Origin of the sequence: Streptomyces wuyuanensis (assembly GCF_900103455.1) — a bacterium.
GTDB classification, from domain to species: Bacteria; Actinomycetota; Actinomycetes; order Streptomycetales; family Streptomycetaceae; genus Streptomyces; species Streptomyces wuyuanensis.
In genome coordinates, this window is the sequence record NZ_FNHI01000009.1 from 64,364 (window position 1) to 89,283 (window position 24,920).

The 24,920-nt window shown below is 73.3% G+C and carries 23 protein-coding genes and 1 pseudogene; 6 read left to right on the forward strand and 18 right to left on the reverse strand.

Annotation, left to right across the window (positions count from 1 at the left end):
- Positions 1 to 120: 120 nt before the first annotated feature.
- The 3 genes from BLT82_RS14945 to BLT82_RS14955 all read right to left on the reverse strand — a co-directional run bounded on the left by BLT82_RS14945 (position 121) and on the right by BLT82_RS14955 (position 3,468).
- Positions 121 to 876 (reverse strand): PIG-L deacetylase family protein, encoded by a 756-nt coding sequence (locus tag BLT82_RS14945; RefSeq protein WP_093654900.1) that lies wholly within the window; start codon positions 874 to 876, stop codon positions 121 to 123.
- Between the two features lie 125 nt (positions 877 to 1,001).
- Positions 1,002 to 2,300, reverse strand: coding sequence for an alpha/beta fold hydrolase (locus BLT82_RS14950; RefSeq protein WP_093654902.1), 1,299 nt, complete (start codon positions 2,298 to 2,300; stop codon positions 1,002 to 1,004).
- Positions 2,301 to 2,385: 85 nt separating this feature from the next.
- Positions 2,386 to 3,468: a glycoside hydrolase family 5 protein gene (locus BLT82_RS14955; protein ID WP_093654904.1), complete on the reverse strand. Its 1,083-nt coding sequence runs from the start codon at positions 3,466 to 3,468 to the stop codon at positions 2,386 to 2,388.
- Positions 3,469 to 3,651: 183 nt separating this feature from the next.
- On the opposite strand from BLT82_RS14955, the gene BLT82_RS14960 reads away from it, so the two are divergent.
- Positions 3,652 to 4,815, forward strand: a complete 1,164-nt coding sequence (locus BLT82_RS14960) for a betaine/proline/choline family ABC transporter ATP-binding protein (protein WP_093654906.1) — start codon at positions 3,652 to 3,654, stop codon at positions 4,813 to 4,815.
- A 108-nt stretch (positions 4,816 to 4,923) separates the two neighbouring features.
- On the opposite strand, the gene BLT82_RS14965 is transcribed toward BLT82_RS14960, so the two are convergent.
- From BLT82_RS14965 to BLT82_RS14980, 4 genes and pseudogenes are all read right to left on the reverse strand, one after another.
- A complete protein-coding gene (locus BLT82_RS14965; protein WP_167746015.1) occupies positions 4,924 to 5,871 on the reverse strand; it encodes an ABC transporter substrate-binding protein in 948 nt (315 codons plus the stop codon).
- Positions 5,868 to 6,542: an ABC transporter permease gene (locus BLT82_RS14970; protein WP_208867903.1), complete on the reverse strand. Its 675-nt coding sequence runs from the start codon at positions 6,540 to 6,542 to the stop codon at positions 5,868 to 5,870. Before BLT82_RS14970 ends, BLT82_RS14965 begins: the two co-directional genes overlap by 4 nt.
- Positions 6,539 to 7,228, reverse strand: coding sequence for an ABC transporter permease (locus BLT82_RS14975; RefSeq protein WP_093654909.1), 690 nt, complete (start codon positions 7,226 to 7,228; stop codon positions 6,539 to 6,541). Before BLT82_RS14975 ends, BLT82_RS14970 begins: the two co-directional genes overlap by 4 nt.
- Positions 7,229 to 7,320: 92 nt before the next feature.
- Positions 7,321 to 7,722: pseudogene (locus BLT82_RS14980) on the reverse strand (VOC family protein); the annotation flags it as partial.
- 84 nt (positions 7,723 to 7,806) lie between these two features.
- On the opposite strand from BLT82_RS14980, the gene BLT82_RS14985 reads away from it, so the two are divergent.
- Positions 7,807 to 8,418, forward strand: a complete 612-nt coding sequence (locus BLT82_RS14985) for a TetR/AcrR family transcriptional regulator (RefSeq protein WP_093654913.1) — start codon at positions 7,807 to 7,809, stop codon at positions 8,416 to 8,418.
- Positions 8,419 to 8,439: 21 nt separating this feature from the next.
- On the opposite strand, the gene BLT82_RS14990 is transcribed toward BLT82_RS14985, so the two are convergent.
- Positions 8,440 to 8,856: a DUF7144 family membrane protein gene (locus tag BLT82_RS14990; RefSeq protein WP_093654915.1), complete on the reverse strand. Its 417-nt coding sequence runs from the start codon at positions 8,854 to 8,856 to the stop codon at positions 8,440 to 8,442.
- A gap of 15 nt (positions 8,857 to 8,871) precedes the next feature.
- Positions 8,872 to 9,279, reverse strand: coding sequence for an SHOCT domain-containing protein (locus tag BLT82_RS14995; protein ID WP_093654917.1), 408 nt, complete (start codon positions 9,277 to 9,279; stop codon positions 8,872 to 8,874).
- Between the two features lie 276 nt (positions 9,280 to 9,555).
- On the opposite strand from BLT82_RS14995, the gene BLT82_RS15000 reads away from it, so the two are divergent.
- Positions 9,556 to 10,848 carry a cation:proton antiporter domain-containing protein gene (locus BLT82_RS15000; protein WP_093655224.1) on the forward strand — a complete coding sequence of 431 codons (1,293 nt, stop codon included), beginning with the start codon at positions 9,556 to 9,558 and terminating at the stop codon, positions 10,846 to 10,848.
- 80 nt (positions 10,849 to 10,928) lie between these two features.
- Here the strand turns inward: BLT82_RS15000 and BLT82_RS15005 are convergent, their stop codons facing one another.
- Together BLT82_RS15005 and BLT82_RS15010 are read right to left on the reverse strand one after the other, a co-directional pair.
- Complete coding sequence (locus BLT82_RS15005) at positions 10,929 to 11,126, reverse strand: hypothetical protein (protein WP_093654919.1); 198 nt, start codon at positions 11,124 to 11,126, stop codon at positions 10,929 to 10,931.
- Positions 11,127 to 11,273: 147 nt separating this feature from the next.
- Positions 11,274 to 14,030 carry a winged helix-turn-helix domain-containing protein gene (locus BLT82_RS15010; RefSeq protein WP_093655226.1) on the reverse strand — a complete coding sequence of 919 codons (2,757 nt, stop codon included), beginning with the start codon at positions 14,028 to 14,030 and terminating at the stop codon, positions 11,274 to 11,276.
- 256 nt (positions 14,031 to 14,286) lie between these two features.
- Here BLT82_RS15010 and BLT82_RS15015 point away from each other — a divergent pair, with 256 nt between their 5' ends.
- A complete protein-coding gene (locus BLT82_RS15015; RefSeq protein ID WP_093654921.1) occupies positions 14,287 to 15,597 on the forward strand; it encodes a diacylglycerol/lipid kinase family protein in 1,311 nt (436 codons plus the stop codon).
- Between the two features lie 119 nt (positions 15,598 to 15,716).
- Here the strand turns inward: BLT82_RS15015 and meaB are convergent, their stop codons facing one another.
- The 4 genes from meaB to BLT82_RS15035 all read right to left on the reverse strand — a co-directional run bounded on the left by meaB (position 15,717) and on the right by BLT82_RS15035 (position 21,530).
- Positions 15,717 to 16,745: a methylmalonyl Co-A mutase-associated GTPase MeaB gene (gene meaB, locus BLT82_RS15020; protein WP_093654923.1), complete on the reverse strand. Its 1,029-nt coding sequence runs from the start codon at positions 16,743 to 16,745 to the stop codon at positions 15,717 to 15,719.
- Positions 16,746 to 16,751: 6 nt separating this feature from the next.
- On the reverse strand, positions 16,752 to 18,962 hold the full coding sequence (gene scpA / locus BLT82_RS15025; RefSeq protein WP_093654925.1) for a methylmalonyl-CoA mutase: 2,211 nt from the start codon (positions 18,960 to 18,962) through the stop codon (positions 16,752 to 16,754).
- Complete coding sequence (locus BLT82_RS15030) at positions 18,959 to 20,812, reverse strand: methylmalonyl-CoA mutase family protein (RefSeq protein ID WP_093654927.1); 1,854 nt, start codon at positions 20,810 to 20,812, stop codon at positions 18,959 to 18,961. The genes scpA and BLT82_RS15030 overlap by 4 nt, the downstream gene beginning before the upstream one ends.
- 175 nt (positions 20,813 to 20,987) lie before the next feature.
- Positions 20,988 to 21,530: a hypothetical protein gene (locus BLT82_RS15035; protein WP_244291976.1), complete on the reverse strand. Its 543-nt coding sequence runs from the start codon at positions 21,528 to 21,530 to the stop codon at positions 20,988 to 20,990.
- Between the two features lie 438 nt (positions 21,531 to 21,968).
- On the opposite strand from BLT82_RS15035, the gene BLT82_RS15040 reads away from it, so the two are divergent.
- Complete coding sequence (locus tag BLT82_RS15040; protein WP_093654929.1) at positions 21,969 to 22,229, forward strand: hypothetical protein; 261 nt, start codon at positions 21,969 to 21,971, stop codon at positions 22,227 to 22,229.
- Between the two features lie 56 nt (positions 22,230 to 22,285).
- On the opposite strand, the gene BLT82_RS15045 is transcribed toward BLT82_RS15040, so the two are convergent.
- Complete coding sequence (locus BLT82_RS15045) at positions 22,286 to 22,570, reverse strand: hypothetical protein (protein ID WP_244291977.1); 285 nt, start codon at positions 22,568 to 22,570, stop codon at positions 22,286 to 22,288.
- A gap of 304 nt (positions 22,571 to 22,874) precedes the next feature.
- Positions 22,875 to 23,042 carry a hypothetical protein gene (locus BLT82_RS37140; protein ID WP_167746016.1) on the reverse strand — a complete coding sequence of 56 codons (168 nt, stop codon included), beginning with the start codon at positions 23,040 to 23,042 and terminating at the stop codon, positions 22,875 to 22,877.
- A 326-nt stretch (positions 23,043 to 23,368) separates the two neighbouring features.
- On the opposite strand from BLT82_RS37140, the gene BLT82_RS15050 reads away from it, so the two are divergent.
- Complete coding sequence (locus BLT82_RS15050) at positions 23,369 to 24,205, forward strand: hypothetical protein (RefSeq protein WP_093655230.1); 837 nt, start codon at positions 23,369 to 23,371, stop codon at positions 24,203 to 24,205.
- A 116-nt stretch (positions 24,206 to 24,321) separates the two neighbouring features.
- Here BLT82_RS15050 and BLT82_RS15055 read toward each other — a convergent pair whose 3' ends face one another.
- Positions 24,322 to 24,840 carry a SixA phosphatase family protein gene (locus tag BLT82_RS15055; RefSeq protein ID WP_093654931.1) on the reverse strand — a complete coding sequence of 173 codons (519 nt, stop codon included), beginning with the start codon at positions 24,838 to 24,840 and terminating at the stop codon, positions 24,322 to 24,324.
- Positions 24,841 to 24,920: the final 80 nt, after the last annotated feature.

The window sequence follows — 24,920 nt, forward strand, 5'->3', positions numbered from 1 at the left end:
CGAGACGTCGTGTTCCGGCCGCCGGGTCGGACACGGCCCCGCGGGCGGGGCCACGGCCTCACCGGCGGGGCGCCGTCGGGCCGCACCGGCTCCGCCCCGCCCCTGCCGGGCCTCAGGCGGTCACCGGGCGAGGAGTTCGAAGGCGACCGCGGGCACCCCGCCGAACCTCGGAGCGACCGCTTCCGCGTTGCCGACCAGGAACTCCCGGCAGTAAGCCTCGGGATCCTTGTCCGTCAGGACCTCGATGTAGCTGCGGTGCTGGAGCAGCGACTGCACGGAACGCTCCAGTCCGGCCGTCGCGTCCACGGCATGGGTCGGGGTCGACGAGCCCGCGATCGCCACCCACCGGACTCCGTTCCACGGCTGGAGGCCCTGCTCGGTGAGGAGTTCGGGAAAGATCCAGCGGTTGCCCGCGTCACCTGCGGCGTCCAGCGCCGCCCTGCCGACGGCGCGATGGTCCGGGGAGTTCCAGGCGCCGCCGACGGCCGGGCCCCAGGTGTCGCGGTGGTTGAGCGTGACGACCAGGTCGGGGCGGTGCCGCCGGATCGCGGCCGCGATGTCGCGGCGCAGGGCCGTGCCGTACTCGACGACGCCGTCCCGGTGGTCGAGGAACTCCACCGCGCCCACCCCGACGACCGCGGCGCTCGCCCGCTGCTCGCGCTCGCGCAACGGGCCGCACTCGCCGGGGTCGATGGTGTCGATCCCGGCCTCGCCCCGGGTGGCGAGGAGGTACGTCACGTCCTTGCCCGCGTCCGTCCAGCCGGCGACTGCCGCGGCGCAGCCGTACTCCAGGTCGTCGGGGTGGGCGACGACGGCGAGCGCCCGCTGCCAGTCGTCCGGCACCGGTTCGAGCTGAGGTTCGGTCAGTTCGGTCATACGGGCAGGGTATCCGCGGTGCCGATCCGTCCCGGCGTCATCGCCGCGCACCGGACGGGAGTCGTGCCGCCGTGCCCGCCCGGTCGCCGGCGGTGGCGGTGGCGGTGGCGGTCACGGCATGCTCGTCACACCTCGTCGCGGACCAGCGCGAGCAGCCGGTCGAGCACTCGGGAGCCGGACGCCCGCACGCCGTCGTGCTCGTACTCGTCGGTCACCCAGGTGCGCAGTCCGCGGATGGCGCGTGCGGTCGCGAGGGAGTGCCCGGTGTCGACGTACATGTCGTCGTGGTACACGGCCGCGGCGACCGGGACCTCGTTGGCCGCGAGGCGCTCGGCGTCGTACAGCGCGGGCCAGTCGGTGCGGGCGGCCAGGATCTCGGCGGCCTCGCGCAGGGGCCGCAGGGCGGGGTCGGCCTCGAAGTGCCAGGGGTGGACGGACTCGCCGGTGAAGAGCAGCGGTCCGTCGCCCGCCAGCGCCTTCTCCGCGTCGAACTGCGGGAACTCCGAGCGCACCCGCTCGGCGGCCCAGGCCGTGGGGGCCTGGCCCTGGGCGTAGATGGCCTCGTGGAGCACGGCGTACAGCGGATGGGCCGCGTACGACAGCGCGGCGAGCACGTTCTGCCGGAAGGCGTCGGAGAGTTCGTCGCCGTCGGCGGCGCCGACGAAGGCGTTCTCCAGCAGGTAGTGGAGCTGGTGGCTGCCGTCGCCGGTGCCGAGCTGGATCCCCAGCGACTGGAACGCCTCGGGGGTGAGGACGTATCCGCCGGGCAGCACGGTCCGCCGGGACGCAAGATGCTCGGCGATGCGCCGGGCCCGTTCGACGTCCTGCGGGTAGCGGGCGTAGTGGGCGTCGTTCTTGCGCTGGATGCGGGGGTAGGCGGCCCGGTAGACGTCCTCGGCGCGGGCGTCCAGCGAGGGCAGTCCTCCGGTGATCAGGACCGCCTTCAGCCCTTCCGGTGCGGTGGAGAGGTACTGGGTGGCGCAGAAGCCGCCGAAACTCTGGCCGAGGACCGTCCAGCGCGCCCCGCCGGTCAGCTGCGCGCGGACCGCCTCGCAGTCCCGGACGATGCTGTCGGCGCGGAAGTGCGAGAGGTACCGGGCCTGCTCCTCCGGGCCGCCGCGCAGGGGCAGTGTCTGCCGGTTGGCGGGCGAGGACAGTCCGGTGCCGCGCTGGTCGAGGAGGAGGACGCGGAACTCCTGCACCGCGCGGCCCAGCCACGCCTGCTTGCCGGGGAAGCGCCGTGCCCCGAATCCGGGTCCGCCCTCCAGGTACACCAGCCAGGGCAGGTCGGCCCCGGACCGGCTGCTGGAGACGACCTCGCGACCGTAGAGGGATATCCGCTCCCCCGAGGGGTCGGCGTGGTCGAGGGGAACGGTGAAGTGGCGGTCCGTGAGGACGAGGCCCGGCTGCCGGTAGCTGGTCACTGCGCGCTCCTGCTGTGTTGTCGCTGATGGTGCGTTCCCCGCCCGCCCAGTGCATCACACGGCCGGGCGGGGGTCGCACCGAGGATCAGCCGGCCGGGAAGTCGTCCGGGGTCCTGACCCGCTCGCGGATCCAGACCCCGGCGGGCTTCAGGGGGCCGGTTCCGCTCCAGGGCCCGTTGGCGGCGCAGGTGCCGGGCTTGAAGACGGCGCCGCTGCGGTGGTCGTCGGAGAAGTTCCAGTTGACCCAGCCGATCTTCCTGGACGCCATGAGGTCGAGGTAGCGCTGGGACATGGCGAAGTCGTTCGCGTCCTCGCCGGCGTAGTTCTGGGTGCCGAATTCGGTGACGAACACGGGCAGCCGGTCGGCGGCGCGGGCGAGGGTGTTCAGGTACTCCTCGCGGTGCGAGGCGGCGTAGAAGTGGAAGGTGTACATGATGTTGGCGGCGTTCACGGGGTTGCGGACGACCTCGGTCTCGTCGGCCCCTTCGGAGACGCCGAACGAGGACCAGGCGCGGGTGCCGACGAGAACCGGGGTTTCGGGGTCGTGCCGGCGGATGACCGGGAGGAGCTGTTCGGCGTAGTCCTTGATGCGGGCCCACGAGACTCCGCTGGGCTCGTTGGCGATCTCGTACAGCAGGTTGGTCTTGCCGTTGTGGCGCTGGGCGATCTCGGTGAAGAAGGTCCTGGCGCGGGCGAGGTTGTGGTGGGGGTCGCCCGGGCTGAGCATGTGCCAGTCGACGATCACGTACAGGCCGCGGGCCGTGGCCTGCTCGATGGCCGAGTGGACCAGGTCGGTGAACCTGCGCGGGTCGGCCTCGTAGCCGCCCTCCTGGATGTACATGGAGACGCGCAGGACGTCGGCCCGCCAGTCGCCGGCGAGGGCGTTCAGCGAACCGGACGTCACGCACTGGCTGTACCACTGCAGTCCGTGGGTGGACATGCCGCGGAGCTGGATCGGCTTGCCGTGCCGGTTGCAGAGCTTGGTCCCGCAGACCGTGAGCTGTCCGTTGGCCTCGACGGGGGTGCTCGCGGCCGGTGCGGCGGGGGCGGGTGTCGTGGGGCCGGGCGCTGCGGGGGCGGTGGGCGCCACGCCGAGGCCGATCAGGAGGGCGAGGGCGGCGGCGGCCGCGGTGCGCAGGGCGCGTAACGAGAAGGGTGCGGGTCTCATGGGGTCTCCGCGAAGTGGGGGGACTGGAAGGAAACTTTCCTAACCGAGGAATAGCAGCGCCGATCGGAGCCCGCAAGGGTCAGGGAAAGAGACGCTGTTCAGCGGGCTGACCCGGACGGGCCGGTCGCCCGGTTGGGGCCCGGCCCGTGTGCGCACCGCCCGGGGCGCGCCTAGCGTGGACGCATGATCCGGTTCGAGGAGGTCGGCAAGGTCTACCCGGACGGGACGACCGCCGTGGACGGGCTGTCCTTCGATGTCGCCGAGGGCGAACTGGTCACACTGGTCGGCCCGTCGGGCTGCGGCAAGACCACGACGATGACGATGGTCAACCGGCTGATCGAACCCACGTCCGGGCGCATCCTGGTGGAGGGCGAGGACATCTCCCGGGTGGACCCGGTCCGGCTCCGTCGGCGCATCGGCTACGTCATCCAGCAGGTAGGCCTCTTCCCACACCGGACGGTCCTCGACAACACCGCGACCGTGCCGACGCTGCTGGGCTGGAAGAAGCGCAGGGCGCGGGCCCGCGCCGCCGAACTCCTCGATCTGGTGGGCCTCGATCCGAAGACCTTCGGAGACCGCTACCCCGAGCAGCTCTCGGGCGGCCAGCGCCAGCGGGTCGGGGTGGCCCGGGCGCTGGCGGCGGACCCTCCGGTCCTGCTGATGGACGAGCCGTTCGGCGCGGTGGACCCGGTGGTCCGGGAGCGGCTGCAGAACGAGTTCCTGAACCTCCAGGCGACGGTGCGCAAGACCGTGCTGCTCGTCACCCACGACATCGAGGAGGCGGTGCGGATGGGCGACCGCATCGCCGTGTACGGGCACGGCCACATCGAGCAGTTCGACACCCCGAGCGCGGTGCTCGGCACGCCGGCGACCGACTACGTGGCGCGGTTCGTGGGCGCGGACCGGGGGCTGAAGCGGCTCTCGGTGACCGAGATCGAGGAGGACGGTCTCGAACAGCCCCCGATCGCACGCATGGACGAACCGGCCGGTGCCGCGGCGGCCCGGCTGCGGGCCGCGGGCGCGCGCTGGGCGGTCGTGCTCAACGCCGGGGGCGAACTGCACGGCTGGGTGTCGGCCGAGTCCCTGGCACCGGCCGGCGACCGGGACACGGTCGGGGACCGGGCGCGCCGGATGGAGGCGTGGGTACCGCTCGGGGCGCCGCTGAAGCAGGCGTTCAGCGAGATGCTGCAGCACGACGCGGGGTGGGTGGCGGTGGTGGACGGGGCCCGTTTCGTGGGTGTGCTGACACCGGCGAAACTCCACGAGGCATTGCGCCGTTCGGTGGACGCCGAGGCCCGGGGCGTCGCACGGGACCAGGTGGACTTCGACTCGGTGGCGGACGCCTGAAGCCGCCCCCGGAGCGGCGCCCCGGCCCGCGGGAACGGGCGCTCGATGGCGGACGTCTGAGCCGCTCCGGGAACGGCCGCCCGAACGCCTCGCGGCCGGCGGCCCGGGTCACTTCGGGAGCAGGCCCTTGGACTGCAGGTACTGCCGGGCGACGTCCTCGGGCAGTCTGCGCCAGCTGTCCACCTGCTCGTTGAGCCGGGCGAGGTCCTCGGTGGTCAGGACCGCGTTCAGCTTGTCGAGGGCCTTCGTGACCCCGGGGCCGCCGGCCCGCGCCCGGTTGACGACGGGGACGATGTAGTCGGCGTTCTGGAGGTGTTTGTCGTCATCCAGCAGCACCAGGCCGAAGTCGTCGAGGGTGGCGTCCGTGCTGGTGGTGAGGACCATCTGGTCCTGGCCCGACTGGACCGCCTGCTTGGCCTGGGTGGTCCCGACGCCCTTGGGGTCGATGCCGCTGATGCGGATGCCGTACGTCTTCTCCAGCCCGGGCGCGCAGTACGGCCGCCGGACGCATTCGTCCCCGGCGGCGAGGCGTACGGGGATCCCCGACCTGCCGAGGTCGCTCAGCGTCCGCAGGTCGTGTGCGCGGGCGAACTCCTCGGTGACGGCGAAGGCGTTCTGGTCGACGGCCCGCCCCGGGTCGAGGACCTTCAGTCCGCGCGGGTCGGCGAGCGAGCGCAGCGCGCTCATGGTGACGCCGAGGTCGGGCGAGCCGGCGGCCGGGGCGCCGGGGCCGTGGGCCTTGGCTCCCAGCCAGTCGGCGAAGGTTGCGGCGTACTCGGGGACCACGTCGATCTGGCCGCTCTCCAGCGCCGGTTCGTAGAGCTCCCGGTTGGTGACGGAGATGATCTTCGTCTGGTACCCGGCGTGCTCGAGCAGCAGGGAGTACATCCGGGCGAGCAGGTCGCTCTCGGTGAAGCCGGCGGACCCGATCGTCAGATGTCTGCTGTCCCCGGGCGGGTCGGTCACCTCGCCCCGGTCCTCCAGCGAGGGGCCCGTGGTGCAGGCGGCCGCCAGGGCCAGCACGACCGCGCCGAGGAGGGCGGGGAGCCGCCTCATGACGCCTGTCCCCGGGCCCATACGGGCGCGGACCGCTCCACGGCCACGAAGACCCCCTCCACCATCAGGGCGAGGGCCGCGACGAGCACCGCACCGGCGACCACCTGCGGGGTGGAGGCGAGGTTGAAGCCCGCCGTGATGATGCGGCCCAGCCCCCCGCCGCCCGCCAGCGCCGCGACGGTCGCGGTGGCCACGAGCTGGACGGCCGCGATCCGCACTCCCGTCAGGACCAGCGGCGTCGCGAGGGGAAGTTCGACGCGCAGCAGCGTCTGGCTCCCCGTCATGCCCATCCCCCGGGCGGCGCGTACGACGTCACGGTCGACACCGCGCATCCCGACGTAGGCGTTGGTCAGCAGCGGCGGCACGGCGAACAGCACCAGCGCGACGACGGTGGGCCAGTCGCCCCACGTACCGATCGGGCTGAGCAGCAGCAGGACGAGGACCGCGAAGGTCGGCACGGCGCGGCCGACGTTGGAGATGTTGACGGCGAGGGCGCCGCCCTTGCCGAGGTGGCCCAGCACGAGGGCGACGGGAAGTGCGATCGCGCAGCTGATCACCAGGCAGACCGAGGTGAGGTACAGGTGCTGGCCGAGCCGTCGCCACACCCCGTCCTGGCCCGACCAGTTGGCGGAGCTGGTCAGCCAGTCCCAGGTCTGCGCGAGCGTGTTCACGCGGCGGCCCGCCGTGTGGGCCGCGACCAGGGAGTGAGCACCCGCTGGATACCCAGCAGGACGAGGTCGGCGGCCACGGCGATGACCACACAGAGCACCGAGGCCGTCAGCACCTGGGCCTTGAAGTAGGTGCTCATCCCCGAGTAGATGAGGTTGCCCAGTCCGCCGAAGCCGACGATCGCGCCGATGGTGACCAGCGAGACGGCGGACACGGTGGCGATGCGCAGCCCGGCCATCGCGGCCGGCAGGGCCAGCGGCAGCTCGACGGCCAGGAGCTGCCGCGTGGGACCATAACCCATGCCGCGTGCGGCCTGCCGGGCCTCCGCGGGCACGGAGCGCAGTCCCGCGAGGATGTTGCGGACCAGCAGGGTCAGCGAGTAGAGCACGAGTCCGGTGACGACCAGCGAGGCGGACAGCCCGTACACCGGGAGCAGCAGAGAGAACATCGCCAGGGACGGGATCGTGTAGAGGATCGTCGTCACCCCGAGCACGGGAGCGGCGGCCCAGCGCAGGCGCCGGGCGGCGACGGCCAAGGGCACGGCGAGGAGCAATCCGAGCGCCACGGAGACGAACGTCAGCTGGAGGTGCTGGAGAGTGGCGTCCCAGAGGATCTCGCGGCGGGTGGAGAGGTAGTCGCCGCAGATCCACTCGTTGCGGGCGAGGCAGTCGTCGGGGGTGGCCGTCACCCGTCCATTGCAGCCCGGGGGTCCTGGTCGCGCGCGCTGTGCACACCTGTCCGAGTGCGCGTCGGCGCCTCCGGACGGTCGCCGGCCGGGACGTACTGCGCGGCGAAGTCCCCCGAGGGCGGGATGGGGGTGATCACGTCGACGAGGACGCCGCCGGGGTCGGCGACGATGAAGTGCCGCTGCCCGAAGTCCTCGTCGCGCAGCTCCAGCTCCGGCTTCAGCCCCTCCCCCACGACCAGTCGCTCCCACTCGGCGTCCACGTCCTCGACTTCGAGGTTGAGCAGCAGTCCGCGCACGGGGGTGCGGTAGGCCTCGGGCAGTGTCGGGTGGGCGGGGTCGAGCAGGGCGAGTTCGTACGGGAGCGGGCCGGGGCGCCGGAGGCTGACGTACCAGTCGGCCTCGAACGTCGGTGCGAAGCCGAGCAGATCGGTGTAGAAGGCGCGGGACTCCTGGATCCGGGGCGTGCAGATCACGGGATAGAAGCTGGTCAGCATGGCGGACTTCCTTTCACATACCGATGGTATGTGAAGTACGCTATTCGCGTACCATCGGTATGTCAAAAGGCGGGAGCGGGAACCATGCCGGACGCGCACCACACCACACGGGCCAGGCAGCGGGAGCTGACACGCGGGGCACTGGTACGCGAGGGCCGCCGGCTGTTCGCGGCCGAGGGCTACGCGGCCGTGGGCCTCGCGGAGATCGTGCGCGCCGCGGGGGTCACCAAGGGCGCGCTGTACCACCACTTCGACGGCAAGGCGGCGCTGTTCCGCGCCGTCCTGGAAGTGGTACAGCAGGAGGTCGCCGGCCGGGTGGCGGCGGCGGCAGGCGCCGAGGACGACCCGTGGGCACAGCTGACCGCGGGCTGCCGGGCGTTCCTGACCGCCGGTACGGACCCGGAGGTCCAGCGGATCATGCTGCTCGACGGTCCCGCGGTGCTCGGGTGGAACGAGTGGCGGGCCCTCGACGAGGCGGCGTCCGCACGCCATCTCACCGAGGCGCTCGCCGGCCTCACCGCTGCGGGAGAGATCCCCCCGCAGCCGGTGGAGCCCCTGACCCGCCTGCTGTCCGGGGCGATGAACGAGGCCGCCCTGTGGCTGGCCTCCTCCCACGGCCCGACGGACCTGGACGACACCTGGGCGGCACTGTCACGGATGCTGGAAGCACTGCGGGCGGGACCGCCGGCCCGGTGAGCCGGCGGTCCCGGCCGCCCGTCAGATCTTCTCCTCCGGCGACCGTCCGACACACAGGGCCCAGATGATCGCGATGTACAGGGCGATCGCGACGAGGGACCACAGCGGGTAGTACGGCAGGGAGAGGAAGTTGACGACCAGCAGCACCCCTGCGAGGGCGATGCCGAGGATCCGCGACCACAGGGCGCCCTTGAAGAGGGCGAAACCGGCCGCGACGGCGACGATCCCGAAGATCAGATGCAGCCAGCCCCATGCGGTGAGGTCGAATCGGAAGACGTAGCCGGGCGTCGCCACGAACACGTCGTCGTTCGCGATTCCCATGATTCCGCGGAAGAAATCGAGGAATCCGGCGATGATCAGGACCACTCCCGCGAACATCGTCAGGCCTCCGGCCCAGGCGAAGTAGCTCTTGGAGTGTCCGGTGGTCGGTTGGGTCATGATGTCCCCTCGTCCTCAACTCAGGAGCTTTTGCTTGGCTCGCTGGAATTCCTCCTCGCTCAGGTCACCCTTGGCCTTGAGCTCGGAGAGCCGGGCAAGCTCGTCCCCCGTTCCGGTGCCCTTGGCGGTCTGCCGGATGTACGCGTTGAACGCTTCCTGCTGCTCCTGCGCGTGCTTGATCTCGCGCCTGCCCATGTCCTTGCCGCGGACGATCACGTAGACCAGTACGCCGAGGAACGGGATCAGCAGCACGAAGATCAGCCAGGCCGCCTTGGCCCAGCCGCTCATCTCGTGGTCGCGGAAGATGTCCACGAAGACGCGGAAGAGCAGCACCAGCCACACGACCCAGAGGAAGAGCCACATCACGGTCCAGAACGCGCCCAGAACCGGATAGTCGTAAGCGAGATAGACCGTGCCGTGCATAGCCGTCCTCCTGCCGTAGCCGTCGGACCTCGGAGTCCGCTCGCCGTCAGTGTGGGGCGGCGGGCGGACGGTTCCCTCACCCCGCACGGGTGAATCGGAGGCCCTGCCGGACCACGGGGGCCGGCGGGCCCGGGCCGTGTCGGTGCCGGGGCGGTACGGCGCCGTGCCCGGCGACGCGCCGGTGGGCCCGGGCCGTGTCGGTGCCGGAGCGGGGCGGCGACGTGCCCGACGATGAACCGGTCCGTGACACCGGCCGGCCGGGTGGGTGATGAGTGCGTGAGCGGCGGGAACGCCCTGACCGGGGTGGCCGTGGCGGCGGTGACCGCGGGGTACGCGCTGGTGTCGCAGCGCATCGCCGCGACCGCGGTCACCGCGCCGCTGTTCTTCACCGCCTGCGGGGTGCTCATCGGGCCCGCCGGGCTCGGGCTCTTCGGCCTCGAGCACAACGCGGGACCGGTGCTCGTCCTGGTCGAGACGGCGCTGGCGCTGGTCCTGTTCACCGACGCGATGAGCCTGCGCGGACGCCAGCTGCACCAGGGCCGCTTCCTGCCCGTGCGGCTGCTGGCGATCGGTCTGCCGCTCACGATCGCCGCGGGCTGGCTGCTGGCCTGGCCGCTGCTCTCCGGGCTGACCGTGTGGGAGATGGCGCTGATCGCCACCGTCCTCGCGCCCACCGACGCGGCGGTGTGCCGGACCGCCGTCTCCTCCCAGCGGGTGCCGCCGCTCGTGCGCGGCGGGCTCAACGCCGAGTGCGGCATCGGCGACGGCATCGTCCTCCCCGTCTTCATCCTCCTCCTCGCGGCCCTGCCGGGCGCCGCCGAGGAGGACCACGTGGGCATCTTCTGGCGCTCGCTGGTGCTCAGCACGGCGCTCGGGGTCGCCTCCGGTATCGCGGCCGGCCTGCTGCTGCGGCGGGCGAGCGCCGCCGGATGGGTGAGCAGGGAGGGGAACCAGCTGCTGATCCTGGCCACCGTCCTGGCGTCCTTCGCGCTCGCGCGGGTCGTCGACGGCAGCGGGTTCATCGCGGTCTGGGCGGCGGGCATCGTCTTCGCCGTCCTGCTGCGGCGCGGCGCGCCGCCGAAGACGTCCCCGGACGGCTCCCGGGACCACGGATTCGCCGGGAGCCGCGAGTTCACCGAGAACCTGGCCGCGCTGCTCGCGGCGACGAGTTTCCTGGTGTTCGGCGCCGTGCTGCTGGGGCCGGCGCTGGAGTACCTGGACTGGCGGACCGTCACCTACGCGCTGCTCAGCCTCACCGTGGTGCGGATGGTGCCGGTCGCGCTCGCCCTGGCCGGCAGCGGACTCCGGCTGCCGACGGTCGCGTACGTGGGCTGGTTCGGCCCGCGGGGCCTGGCGTCGCTGGTGCTGGCGCTGCTCGTGGTGAAGGAGTACGGCATCGGGGCGGCCCTGCCCGGCCGGGTCGTGGCCGTCACCGTCGGGCTGAGCGTGCTGGCGCACGGGGTGACGTCCGTACTGCTCAGCGAGCGGTACGGGGCCTGGTACGAGAAGGCGTCGAGGAGCGGTGCGGAGCTGCGGGAGCGCGTGGCCGACGGCGTGCGGACCGGCTGACGGCCCGGGCGCAGACCCGCACGCCGTGCGGGGCCGGGACGGGGCTGACCGTTCCGTGCGGCCCGGCGGCACCGCGGGGCTCAGTCGGGCAGTCGGCGCAGTTCCACCACGTGGAGGCCGAGGTCCTGGAAGCGTACGAGCAGCCCGTACAGATGTGCCTCGTCGGTGACGGGCCCGTACAGGACGGTCTCCTCCGGCACCGTCACTTCGTCGAGCTCGGGAAAAGCACCGGCGACGGCCGATGAGAGATGACCGGAGATGCGGAACTCGTATCGCATGCGAGCACTTCCCCGTGTGCTGAGGGCTCTTGCTGCATGGTCCCGCCGCGGGCGGCCGGGCCGCATCACCCGAGTGAGGTGACCCGGCACGCGGCCCGTCCGCCCCGGGCCCCGCGGTCCGGGATCGGGCCGGCGACCCGGGCGGCCTCAGAGCATGCCGGCGTCCCGGGCGCGGCGTACCGCCTCGCTGCGGCGGGAGACCGACAGCTTGCGGTAGACGCTCTTCAGATGCGTCTTGACGGTGTTGACGGACAGGAACAGCTCGGCGGCGATCTCGTCCGTCGACATCATCTGTGCGGCGCACCGCAGGACGTCGCGCTCCCGGGGACTGAGCTGTTCCACGAACAGCGGCGACCCGGTCGCCGTGTCCCCGGAGCCGGAACCGCGAACGGGCCGCTTCCCGGCGCCGGCGGACCGTCCCGTCAGCCAGGCCCCGGCGTCGGCGAGTCCCGGTACGCGGGCGAGCAGGTGCCGCAGCCACGGGCCGGCCTCGGTGAACGGGGCGCGCAGTCCGTGCGGCCGTGCGGTGCGCACGGCGCCGGCGACGAGCGACGCCGCCTTCCCGGTGTCCCCTTCGAAGGCCGTCAGCCGGGCATCGAGGAGCTCTGCGCGGACCCGGACCGCCGGGGCGACCGGCTCGCCGCCGGTGAGCCCGGCGAGCAGCCGGCGTGCCCGTGCGCCGTCTCCGGCCGCGAGATGGGCGGCGGCCGAGGCGACCGCCAGGGCGGGGCCGCCGGGGGGCGCCTCGCCCAGTGCGGCGAGCGCGGCTGCCGGATCACCGCGTCCGAGGTGAACGGAGCAGCGGGCCACGGCGATTCGGCCGGCGACCTCGGCACCGGCCGGACCGTCTGCGGCCACGGGGACGTCGTCGAGAGCCGACAGTGCTGCCGCCGCGTGTCCGTGGGCGAGTTCGAGGCGGGAGCGCAGCACCGCGGCCTCGGCGGCGGCCGGTACGTCACGGGCGGGCGGGTGGGAACGCGCGGTGGCGAGATGGCGGGCGGCGCTCGTGAGGTCGCCCCGGTCGGCCGAGACGGAGGCGAGGGCGAGGTGGCACCGCGGCGTGCGGCGGTCGACGGGGATCCCGTGCTCCTCGGCGGCCTTGATGCCGTCCAGGGCGTGCGCTTCCGCTTCCCTCAGCAGTCCGTCGACGGCCTCGGCGAGCGCCAGGGCACCGAGGCTGTGGTAGCGGACCGTCCAGGTCTGCTCGTCCGTGGCCGCGGCGAGGGCGGCGGCGAACGCCTCCCGTGCCTCGGGCCGGTGACCCGCCGCGAGGAGGGCGCGGCCGCGGCCGTAGAGCCGGAGCGCCTCGATCTCGGGGTGCCGGTCGAGCCGCTCGCGGTCCACCCGCTCCATCAGCGCCCTGACCTCGCGGTCGGGGTCCGGTGTCCCCCGGCTCGGGACCGGGGCCTCCGTCGCCGGCCCGCAGTCGTCGCCGCCGCGGTCGCCGCCGCTCGCGGAGGCGGGTGCTGTGGGGGCCGTGGTACCCGGGCCGGGGCCGGTGTCCGCGTCGGTGAGGAGCCGCAACACCGCCCGGGTGAGCAGGCACTCGGCTGTCGCGTCGCCGTTCGGACGGGCGCCCGCGAGGTGCTTGCGGCCGGCGGTGGCGTCACCGCGGGCCATGGCACAGGCCGCCGCGGCGAGGGCGGGCGCGGCGCCGGGCAGCCCGTCCGGCATGGACCTGAATACTCGTTCGAGGCGATGACTGTCCGGACCCGTCAGGAGGCGTCCGGCGGCGAGCCGATCGACGAGTAGCCCGGCGGCGTACGGCCAGTCGTCCGCGGCGGCCGCGTGCTCGATCGCGTCGGTCAGCCTGTCGTGTCCGTCGAGCCAGCGTGCCGCCTCGCGGTGCAGGGGCGCCCCCAGGGCCGGGCTGCGGCTGCGCAGATGGGCCCGGAGCACCTCGGAGAACAGCGGGTGGCAGCGGTACCAGGAGGTGTCGCCGATCGGCTCGACGAAGGCGTTGTCCCGGACGAGCCTGCCGAGGATGCGCTCCCCGTCGTCGCGTCCGGTGAGTGCGTCGGCCAGCCCGGGGTGGACGTGGGAGAGGATGCTGGTCCGGATCAGCAGGTCCTGGGTCGCCGCCGGCTGGGCCGCCAGGACCTCCGCCGTCAGGTAGTCGGCGACGGCGTTCTGCGAGGCGGCGAACGACTGGGCGAAGTGCTCGGCGTCGTCGGTCCGTTGCATGGCGAGCGCGCACAGCCGGAGTCCCGCGGCCCAGCCCTGGGTGCGGTCGGTGAGGGCGCCGACGCTCTCCTGGGAGGGGGTGAGCCCGTGGCAGCGCAGCAGCTGCGCCGCCTCCTGCGGGGTGAACGCGAGTTCGGATCGGCGGATCTCGCAGACCCGCGCCTCCGCTCGGTACCGGTGGAGGGGCAGCGCGGGGTCGACCCGGCCGATGAGGACCAGCCGGAGGGACGGCCCGGCGTGGGCGAGGACGAAGTCCAGTTCGGCCGCGATGCCGTGGACGCCCGCGTGTTCCAGCCCGTCGAGGACGAGCACCACCGGCTCGGGCAGCTGCGCGAGGGCCGAGGCGAGCCGCACGATCAGCGAGTGGTCGACGTTGTCGGCGCTCGACGGGCTGCCGACGCCGTCGGGAAGCGGCACCCGGTGATAGCGGAAGGCGCCGAGCACATAGGCCCAGAACACGCCGGGCGCGTTGTCGTCGCTCTCCACCGTGAGCCAGACGACGGGGCCGGGCGCCAGGTCCGCTTCCCGCCATGAGGCGGCCAGGGATGTCTTGCCCGCGCCTGCGGGGCCCGTGATCACGGTGAGGGGGCCCTGGGCTCCCTCGGTGAGCCGGTCCAGGAGGCGTTGCCGTGCCACGAAGGCAGGCGGTACGGCGGGTACCGCGAACTTCGCGGCCAGCAAGGGGTCGCCGCTGGGGTGCAGCTGGGCGTCCTCGGCCATGCGTTCCACCGCCGTGCCGTCCGTTCGTCAGCCCTCATGATCTCAGCGGCCTTTCATGATCGCCAACGGCGGCGGGCGTGCCGGGGCGGGTGGCCGGTGAGCGGGGGCGGCGCCGAGCGCCCGGACGGCCGGGCGCCGGCGCCGGGCGGGCGAGGGGTTCCTCGATCGGGCAGGGCATGGGCCGGGGCGGCAGGAGAGGCGGCCGTCTCCGCGCGGTTGTGCAATGGCGGTAGGACGGACACGGACCGGAGGTGCCATGGACGACGACGGGAAGACGCGCACGGTCCGGGTCCAGCGTTGGTGCGCACGGCTGGCGATCCTCGCGGCCGCCGCTGCCGTCGTGCTGCTCGTGGCCTCCGGGCTCGGCGGCCTCGCGATGGTGCTGCTGGTCCTCGCCGGGACGGTGGTGACGGCGGCGGCCCTGTGGTGGGCACTGACCCGGCGCGGGCCCGTGCGGATGCTGGCGGTGCTGCTGGCGGTGGCCGCCCCGCTGACCGTCATCTGGCTGCAGGTTCGTTCCGGGGTGCTGTGGGTCATGGTGCTCTGCCTCGCCCTGGGGGCCGTCGCCGCCTGGGCCGGGTGGGAGGCCCTCGCCCTGGACGTCCGGCGCAAGGGCCGGCCCGCGGTGGCGGCACGCCGCCCTGCGCAGCCGTTCCTGATCATGAACCCCCGCTCGGGCGGCGGGAAGGTGGAGCAGTTCGGGCTGAAGGAGAAGGCGGAGCGTGCGGGGGCGGAGGTCTTCCTGCTGGATCCGGACCACCCCAGCGATGTCGCGGCTGTGGCGCGAAAGGCGGTCGCCGACGGTGCGGACCTGCTCGGGGTGGCCGGGGGTGACGGTACGCAGGCCCTGGTGGCGGGGGTGGCCGCGGAGCGCGGTGTGCCGTTCATGGTGGTTCCGGCGGGGACCCGGAACCATTTCGCACTGGATCTGGGGCTCGACCGGGACGATCCCTCGCGGGCGCTGGACGCGCTCACCGACGGGGTCGACCTCACCGTCGACCTGGGCATGGTCGGCGACCGGGTCTTCGTCAACAACGCCTCGTTCGGGGCCTACGCGCTGGTGGTGCAGAGCGACGCGTACCGCGACGACAAGGTCGGCACGGCGCTGCAGTTGTTCCCCGACGTGCTGACGCACCGTGCGGGACCGCGGCTCACCGTGCGGGCGGCGCGGACGACGATCGCCTCCCCGCAGGCCGTCCTGGTGAGCAACAACCCCTATCGTGCCGGGGACCGGGCCTCGGTCGCCCGCCGGGACCGCCTCGACCGGGGCGTCCTGGGCGTCGTGAGCGTCACGGTCGAGAGCGCCGCCCAGGCCGCCGGGCTGCTGCGCGGCGAACGCTCCCCCGGGTTCACCGCCCTCACCGCGGACGAGGTCGTCGTGGAGGCCGACGCGCCGGAGGTGCAGGTGGGAGTGGACGGGGAGGCGGTGACGATGCCCGTGCCGGTGCGCTGCGCCGTCAGGCCCGGCGCCCTGCGGGTCCGCGTACCGCGGCGCCGGCCCGGAGTCCCCGCCGCCCGGCCCCGGCTGAACTGGCGGCGGCTGGCGATGCTGGCACTGGCGCGCTGACGGAGGGGCGCCGCCCCGGGCCCGGTGCGCCTGGGACGACCGCCCGGGCGCCCGCACCCGTTCGCGCCTCCCGGGACGGGCGCACCGCACGGACGCAGCGCCCGGGCGCGCGCACCCGTTCACGCGTCCCCCGAGAACGCCCCCAGGATGCGCTCCGCCGCGAGGGTGGCGGTCAGTTCACCGTCGCGGACCTGTTGTTCGAGGGCGGGGCCGAGGGCCCGTACGGCGGGATGGGCACGCAGTCGGCCGAGGAGTTCGTCCCGCACCATCGCCCAGGCCCAGTCGACCTGCTGCTCGCTGCGTTTGGCGGCGAGGCGGCCGCCCGCGTCGAGCAGTGCGCGGTGCTGCTCCAGGCGGTCCCAGACGGTGTCGAGCCCGCTGGACTCCCGGGCGCTGCAGCTGAGCACCGGCGGGGTCCAGGCGGCGTCGGCCGATGGGGTATCCCCAGGTCCAGCGGAGATGAGACCGTGGGGACGCATCAGCCGCAGCGCGCCGGCCAGTTCGCGCGCGGCGGCGCGGGCGTCGCGCTCGTGCGGCCCGTCGGCCTTGTTGACCGCGAGGACGTCGGCCAGTTCGAGTACGCCCTTCTTGATGCCCTGGAGCTGGTCGCCCGTCCGCGCGAGGGTGAGCAGCAGGAAGGAGTCGACCATCCCGGCGACGGCCGTCTCGGACTGGCCGACGCCGACGGTCTCCACCAGGACGACGTCGTAACCGGCCGCCTCCATGACCACCATGGACTCGCGGGTCGCCTTGGCCACCCCGCCGAGCGTACCCGCCGAGGGCGACGGCCGGACGAAGGCCGCCGGGTCCACGGCCAGCCGCTCCATCCTCGTCTTGTCGCCGAGGATGGAGCCGCCGGTGCGGGTGGAGGACGGGTCGACGGCCAGCACCGCCACCCGGTGGCCGAGCCCGGTCAGCATCGTGCCGAAGGCGTCGATGAAGGTGGACTTGCCCACCCCCGGCACTCCGCTGACACCGATCCGCCGGGCGTTGCCGCTGTGCGGCAGCAGTTCGGTCAGCAGCCGCTGTGCCGAGGCGCGGTGGTCGGGCCGGGTGGACTCGACGAGCGTGATGGCGCGGGCGACGGCCGCGCGCTTCCCGTCGAGCACACCCTTGACGTAGGCGTCGACGTCGACTTCCCTGGCCATCCGCGGCTACAGCTCGTCGTGGCCCAGCGCCGCGGCCAGGCGCTCGACCAGGTCGTGGGCGGCGTCGGGGATGACCGTGCCCGGCGGGAAGACCGCGGTCGCGCCCATCTCCAGCAGGGCCGGCACGTCCTGCGGCGGGATCACCCCGCCCACGACGATCATGATGTCGTCGCGGCCCTCCTCCGCGAGCTGCTCGCGCAGCGCCGGGACGAGGGTGAGATGGCCGGCCGCGAGCGACGAGACGCCGACGACGTGCACGTCCGCCTCGACCGCCTGCCGGGCCACCTCGGCCGGGGTCTGGAACAGCGGGCCGACGTCCACGTCGAAGCCCAGGTCGGCGAACGCGGAGGCGATCACCTTCTGGCCGCGGTCGTGGCCGTCCTGGCCCATCTTGGCGACGAGGATGCGCGGACGACGGCCCTCCGCCTCCTCGAAGCGGTCGACCAGGCTCCTGGTGCGTTCCACGGAGGGCGACTCCCCTGCCTCGTTGCGGTACACGCCGGAGATCGTACGGATCTGGCCCGCGTGCCGTCCGTACACCTTCTCCAGGGCGTCGGAGATCTCCCCGACGGTGGCCTTCGCCCGGGCGGCGTTCACGGCGAGCGCCAGCAGATTGCTTTCCAGGCCGGTGCCCGAGTCGCGTCCGGCGGCCTCGGTCAGCGCGCGCAGCGCGTCCTGGCAGGCCGTCTCGTCACGCTCCTCGCGGAGCCGGCGCAGCTTGGCGATCTGCTGGGCGCGCACGGAGGAGTTGTCGACCTTGAGGACCTCGATGGCCTCGTCGTTCTCGACACGGTACTTGTTGACGCCGATGACCGGCTGGCGGCCGGAGTCGATCCGGGCCTGGGTGCGCGCCGCGGCCTCCTCCACCCGCAGCTTGGGGATGCCGGCGTCGATGGCCTGCGCCATGCCGCCTGCCGCCTCGACCTCCTGGATGTGCTGCCAGGCACGGCGTGCCAGGTCGTGGGTGAGCCTCTCGACGTACGCGCTCCCGCCCCAGGGGTCGATGACCCGGCAGGTTCCGGACTCCTGCTGCAGCACCAGCTGGGTGTTCCGGGCGATCCGGGCGGAGAAGTCCGTCGGCAGCGCCAGTGCCTCGTCGAGGGCGTTGGTGTGCAGGGACTGGGTGTGGCCCTGGGTCGCGGCCATGGCCTCCACACAGGTGCGGGTGACGTTGTTGAAGACGTCCTGCGCGGTGAGCGACCAGCCGGAGGTCTGCGAATGGGTGCGCAGCGACAGCGACTTGGCGTTCTGCGGGTCGAACTGCTTGACCAGCTTGGCCCACAGGAGCCGGGCGGCGCGCAGCTTGGCGACCTCCATGAAGAAGTTCATGCCGATCGCCCAGAAGAACGACAGCCGCGGCGCGAAGGCGTCCACGTCCAGGCCCGCGTCCCGTCCGGCCCGCAGGTACTCCACACCGTCGGCGAGGGTGTAGGCCAGCTCCAGGTCGGCCGTCGCGCCGGCCTCCTGGATGTGGTAGCCGGAGATGGAGATGGAGTTGTAGCGCGGCATCTTCTGCGAGGTGTACGCGAAGATGTCGGAGATGATCCGCATCGAGGGGCGCGGCGGGTAGATGTACGTGTTGCGGACCATGAACTCCTTGAGGATGTCGTTCTGGATGGTCCCGGCCAGCTTCTCGGGCGGTACGCCCTGCTCCTCCGCCGCCACGATGTAGAGCGCGAGCACGGGCAGCACGGCGCCGTTCATCGTCATCGAGACGGTCATCCTGTCCAGCGGGATGCCGTCGAAGAGCTGCCTCATGTCGTAGATGGAGTCGATGGCGACGCCCGCCATGCCGACGTCGCCGGTGACACGCGGGTGGTCGCTGTCGTAGCCCCGGTGCGTGGGCAGGTCGAAGGCGACGGACAGGCCCTTCTGGCCGGCGGCGAGGTTGCGCCGGTAGAAGGCGTTGGACTCCTCGGCGGTGGAGAAGCCCGCGTACTGGCGGATGGTCCAGGGCTGGTTGACGTACATCGTCGGGTACGGGCCGCGCAGATACGGGGCCACGCCCGGGTACGTGCCGAGGAAGTCCAGGCCCTCCAGGTCCCGGCCGGTGTAGAGCGGCTTGACGCCGATGCCCTCCGGCGTCTCCCACACCAGGTCGTCGGCGCTGCTGCCGGTGGACTCCTTCACGGCGGCGCGCCACTGCTCCTCCGTGGCCCCGGCGGGCGGGGTGCCCGGGCCGAGGGCGACCTCGGAGAAGTCGGGGATCTGCGTCACGGGGCCACTCCCATGCGGTCGAGGACGGAGGACAGGACGCCGACGGCGTCGCAGCCCGCGAAGACGTGGGCGTCGACACCGGCGTGTTCGCCGGGCCGGCCGGCCAGGAAGATCTGCTCCGCACCGGCCGAACGGAGAGCCTTGGCGACCTCCTCTGCCTGCTCCTCGTACAGGGTGTCGCTGGAGCACAGGCAGGCGATCGCGGCGCCGCTGCGCGCGAAGGCGTCGGCGGCCGTCGCGGCGTCGACCGTCACGGGGTCGTGGACCGGTTCGACGCCGCCCGCCTGGAACAGGTTCGAGGCGAAGGCGACTCGGGCGGTGTGCGCGGAGGCGGGGCCGAGCGCAGCGAGGAAGACCCGGGGGCGGGCGCCGGTCGCGGCCAGGTGCGCGTCGGACCGGGCACGCAGTGCCTCGTAGGCCTCGTCGCGGCGGACGCGGGGCAGTCCGCCCTCGTGGCGGGCGGCCTCGGGCACGGGCTCGCGCTCGACGGGCTTCTCGGCGAGGAACGGGAACTCGCTGACGCCGGTGACGGGTTCACGGCGCTTGGCGATCCGGCGCTTGCGCTCCTGCCAGGTGGCGGAGATGCGCTCGCCGACCAGTCCGGAGCGCAGCGCCTCGCCCTGGCCGCCCGCGCGTTCCAGTTCCTGGAAGAACGCCCAGGAGGCGTGGGCGAGTTCGTCGGTGAGCCGCTCGACGTACCAGGATCCGCCCGCGGGGTCGGCGACCCGGCCGAGGTGCGACTCCTCCAGCAGGATCGAGGAGGTGTTGCGCGCGATGCGGCGGGCGAAGGCGTCGGGCAGGCCCAGTTCGTGGTCGAAGGGCAGGACGGTCACGGCGTCCGCGCCGCCGACGCCCGCGCCGAGGCAGGCGATGGTGGTGCGCAGCATGTTCACGTACGGGTCGCGGCGGGTCATCATCACCGGCGAGGTGACCGCGTGCTGGCGCTGGGCGGCGCCCGTGTCACCGGCGGCACCGGACACCTCGGCGACGCGCGCCCAGAGCCGGCGGGCTGCCCGCAGCTTGGCGACGGTGAGGAACTGGTCGGCGGTCGCGGCGTAGCGGAACTCCAGCTGCCGGAAGGCGGCTCCGGCCGTCAGTCCGGCCGCGGTGAGCGCCCGCAGGTAGGCGACGCCGGTCGCGAGCGACGCGCCCAGTTCCTGGGCGGCGGAGGCCCCGGCCTCGTGGTAGGGCAACGCGTCGACGGTCAGAGCGCGCAGGCCCGGGTACCGGTCGTGGGTGCTGCGGGCGAGCTCCACGGCCGCGTCGGTGTCCACGGGGTCCCCGGTGCGGGCGGACAGGCCCAGCGGGTCGGCGCCGAGGTTGCCGCGCGCCTCCTCGTGCGGAACGCCGCGCTCCTCGTACAGCCGAAGCAGTTCGGCGGCGGCGGCCGCGGTCTCCCGGCCGGCGTCGAGGACGACCGGCGCGAGGTCGAGGTAGACGCCCTCCAGCGCCTGGGCGAGTCCCGTCACCGGCACGCCGGCGGCGCCGGTGGTGAGCCACACGGACGTGACGCCGTTCTCGAGGTCGGTGAGGACTGCCTCGTTGGTGCGGGCGGCCTCGGGCCGTCCGTGGCGCTGGCGCACGTCCCAGCCGCCCACGGGGCGGCCGCCGCGCACGAACGGCGCGAAGCCGGGATGGCCGGTATCGGGCGCGGCGTCCCGCGCGGTGTAGAGGGGGCTCACGACGAGCCCGTCGTCCAGGGCTGTCGCCAGCGCCTCTTCCGCCGCCGCGCCCGACACGTCCTTGCCCGATTTGCGCAGCACACCCTCGACGAGGCGCTGCCACTGCTCATGGGTGGCGTCGGGGAACTCGGCGGCGAGCGTAAGCCCGTCATCAGGCAGAACCGTCATGCTCGGATGCTAGGGCAGGCTTCCGGATGAGCAGCAGAGGAGACGGCTGTGACCTTGCTCGCTGATTTGGCACTCAGTGCCGCGTTCACTGCCGGACACGGGCGAGATGTCCGGTGTGCGCCCCGCCCGGACCGCTTCTGATGCCCCGTCGGAGGACATACAGCGCGTTACGTGCTCAATGACCCACCAGCAGTTTCACCGCGATGACGCTCACCCCGATCAGGGTGTCGGCGAGCCCTGAGACGACGGCGCTCAGCGGGCCGTTGCCCATCCGCAGTCCGGTCCGGCAGCCCCAGACGAACAGGGTGGCGACTTCGAGCGCCGCACTGAGCAGCAGGGCGGACTCCAGCTCCAGCACTCCCAGCGCCGAGACGCCGATCAGCACGAGCGGACCCGCGGCGGTGAGCAGCAGCGGGCTGGAGACGTGCAGCGCCGCTCGGATCTCCTGGAGGGTCGCGCCGCGCCCCGTCAGCGCCCGGTGCGACTGCTCGTCGGCGACGAGAGTGGCCAGCCAGACCCCGAGCGCGGTCACTGCCACGGTGAGGGCGGACTCCAGGTGCTCCGGGTGCGCCGTCTCGGTGAGGGCGACCACGACGGCCGTGAGCGTGATGGTGGCGTAGATGCGTTCCTTGAGCCGCGCCGCCGCGGTGTCGCCCGCCCGCGCGGCGGTCGCCGCCTCCGGAGTCGCCCCCGGGCTCTGCCGTCCCGACGCCACCATGGATCACCGGCCCTTTCCGATGGCACACCGTAGGGGCCCCTGCGGTGCTCGTCCGCGGCGCAGCGCGGGGGTTGGGCCGCTCGGGGGATCCGCGCGGGCGGGCGGTCCGGCGCACCGCGCCGTGTCCGCGCGACGCCCGACCGCTTTTCCGTGCCTCGGAGTTGGCCGGAGGGACGGTCGCGGACCGGGGTCGGCTCCGGGGAGATTCGTCCGTCGCCGACCGGCATGCGCAACGACGGAAGCCGGGCCCCGGAGGCATCGGTCGATGCCCCCGAGTCGCAACGGCCGCCCGCTGTCAAGCCCCGAATGTCAGCGGCATGACGCGGACCGGCACGGCGGGCGTAATTGAGTCATGGGTTCACACGGAGCGGTTGGCCCATCCGAAGGTCCGCCGAACGGCGGCGGACGGCTCGCCCCCTTCCCCTGGAGGAGAATCCCATGACTCGCACCACCTGCACGCAGCGCATCGCCCTGATCACTGCCTCGACGGCCCTGGCCGCAGGAGGTGCCCTCCTCCCCGGCAGCGCGTTCGCCGCTCCGGCGGCCCAGACCGGCACCGCACCCGCCAAGGCCGCCGCCTTCGACCAGCACAAGCACCACGATCGCGACGACAACCGCGGCGAGCGGAAGAAGAAGACGAAGATCGTCATCAAGGTCAAGGACAAGAAGATCGTCATCAAGATCGAGTCGCGGAGGTGACGACGTCCCGCTCCGCGTGACGGTCCGGCCGGAGAGGCACCGCCCTCCGGCCGGACTCACGGGTTCTCGTCACGCACCGCATCCGGCAGGACGCCGGAACCGGTCACGCGACACCGGTCGGCCGGACGACGCCTGGCCGTTCGGCGCAGGGACGCGCGCTCCGCGGTCCCGCCGGGGCCGGCCCAGAAGTCGTGCCCGGCCAGGCGGCAGGACAACTCGATCAATCTCCTCCTCAGCGCCGTCGTGCTTTCCGTGGGCGCCCGCTGCGCCAGGGCCTCGTAGGTGCGGATCCAGTCGGTCTGCAAGCGCAGCAGGTCGGGTGGGAAGAGGTTTCGCGCCATGGCCAAATTAGAGCACGTGTTCGAATCTATCGCATATCGAGGTCCTGCTCCGGTGGCGCCCGTCGGGAACTTCACCGGCACTCGAGGGCGACGCCCTCGCTGAGGCGGGGCCGCAGGCGTCGAGTCGTCCCGGAAGGCCCCCGGCCCGCCACGCCGCCTTCGAGGCCGTCTTCGCCACGCCCGCCGGCCTGGTCGCGGTCGCGGCAGCCCTGGCCCCGTCGCGGGACGCCGGCTCGTCTGCGCCGGTCCGGCGGCCGTGGCCGCGGCCTGCGCGGTGAGCATCCGCGTGGCCGGGCGAGCGGCCTCACACGGCGTCACGGACTCGCTGCGGCCGGACTACGAAGAAGTCGGCGCCCTCGTCGCCGAGTTGGACGAGGCGGACCGTGCGGCCGTGCGCGCCGGCCCGGACCTGGCCCTGGAACGGCTTGCCGGCGCGGGCGTGATCAGCCGATCCCGGCTCCCAGAGGCGCACCGTGCGCCTCTGGGAAGTCTCGCGCGCCGGCTCCGGGCAGGGGAACGGTCGCCGGCCCGCCAGGCTCGACGAGACCGAAGCCCCCGAACTCCGCACAGCCGCAGGGTCCGCACGGAAACAGGTCCCGCCCGGCCCGTGGCAGTCCGCCGGGGAGCCGGGGACGGGACGCGTGGAGACGCGTGGAGACGCTTGGAACGGGCGCCGCCGTCGGCGCACACCCCGTACAGGTACCGGTTCCCGTCTACCGGTTCCCGTCGCCCGGGAGACGCGGACGCCCGCATTCCCGCTCGGACAATCGGGACGAAGTGATCAGTACGCTGGACCGCGTGGGTCACTCGGAGGCACGCGCAGAAGGCGCCGGACCGTTCACGACACGCCTGACCTGGCATCTCGCCGAGGGAGGTCTCGCCGTGTGGGAGTCGCGCCAGGCGCGCAAACGCGGCGCGCTCGGCGTCACGGCCGCCGGGCGCGCCGAGCCGGTCCCGCAGCGGGCGGACCGGGCGACACTCTCCCGGCTGGGCCGGCTGAACGTCGTCGCCTCGCTGTCCTTCGTCATCGGCGGGGCCCTGTTCGCGCTGGGCGCGGCGCTCGCCCTCCGGTCCGCCAGTGCCACGACGAGCGCGTCCGTGTACTTCGTGGGAGGTCTGTTCTTCACCGCCGGCGCCTATGCCTCGCTGCTCCAGGCGATCAACGCACCGCGCCCCGGGAGCAGGGCCGGGACACTGCACTCGGGCCGCTGGCACTGGTGGCGGTACGAGCCCATGCGGATCGACTGGGTCGGCACGTTCCTGCTGTTCGCCGGCACGCTGGTGTTCGGCATCAACCTGCTGAACTCGTTCCTCCACGGGCTGACGGCCCAGCAGGCGAACCGGCTGATCTGGGCCCCGGACATGATCGGCTGCCTGCTCTTCCTCGTCTCCGGCCAGCTGGCCCTGATGGAGGTCTGCCACGGGTCGCCGAGAGTGCTGCCGCTCGACCTCGGCTGGTGGATCGTCGCCGTCAACCAACTCGGGTCCGCGCTGTTCATGATTGCGGCCCTGGCGGACTTCACCGTGCCCGCCACCGGCGCTCTGGTCAACACCGGCATCGCCAACTGGGGAACGCTCACGGGCGCCGTCTGCTTCTCCGTCGGCGGGGTGATCCAGGCGTTCGAGCGGCCGTAGGCACGGCGGCGCACGCGCGACCGCCGGCGAGCCGCCTCGGCTCTCCGCCGCGCCCGCACGGTCCCGGTACGTGCCACAGGCCGGGCCCGTTCCGGCGGGTGGGTCCGTGTGCGCGGTCAGACCTCCGTGCCGCGCGGCACTGCGACGTCGGTGAGCAGGGAGCCCCCCGGAGCGGCCTCGGGCCACGACTTCTGCTGGGTGAGCACCGCGATGGCCGACGTCGGGAACTTCTCCTCGACTCGCTGGAGGGTGTCGCCGAGACCCTCCGCCGCCAGAAGCAGCACGAACTCCTCGAGGCCCGGGTTGTGGCCGACGAGCAGCAACGTGGCCACGTCGTCGGGGGTTTCCCTCACCACGGCGAGCAGGTCCGCGGGGCCCGCGCCGTAGAGCCGCGGGTCGTGGCGCGTCCGCGGACCCGTCGGGAGCTCCCGGGCCGCGAGGTCCCAGGTCTCGCGGGCCCGGACGGCGGGTGAGCACAGCACCAGGTCCGGGACGCAGTCGGCGTCCCGCAGCCACCGGCCCGCGGCGGGCGCGTCGCGCAGCCCGCGCTCCGCCAGGGGCCGTCGGACATCGGCCACACCTGGCGGGCGGGCGGACTTCGCATGCCTGAGGACGACCAGTCGTCGGAGAGTCATGGGGCCTCCACCCGTCGGGCCTCCACCCGTCGGTGAGCGGCGACAGTCTGTGCGCCGCCAGCTTTCCACCCCCCGGCGGC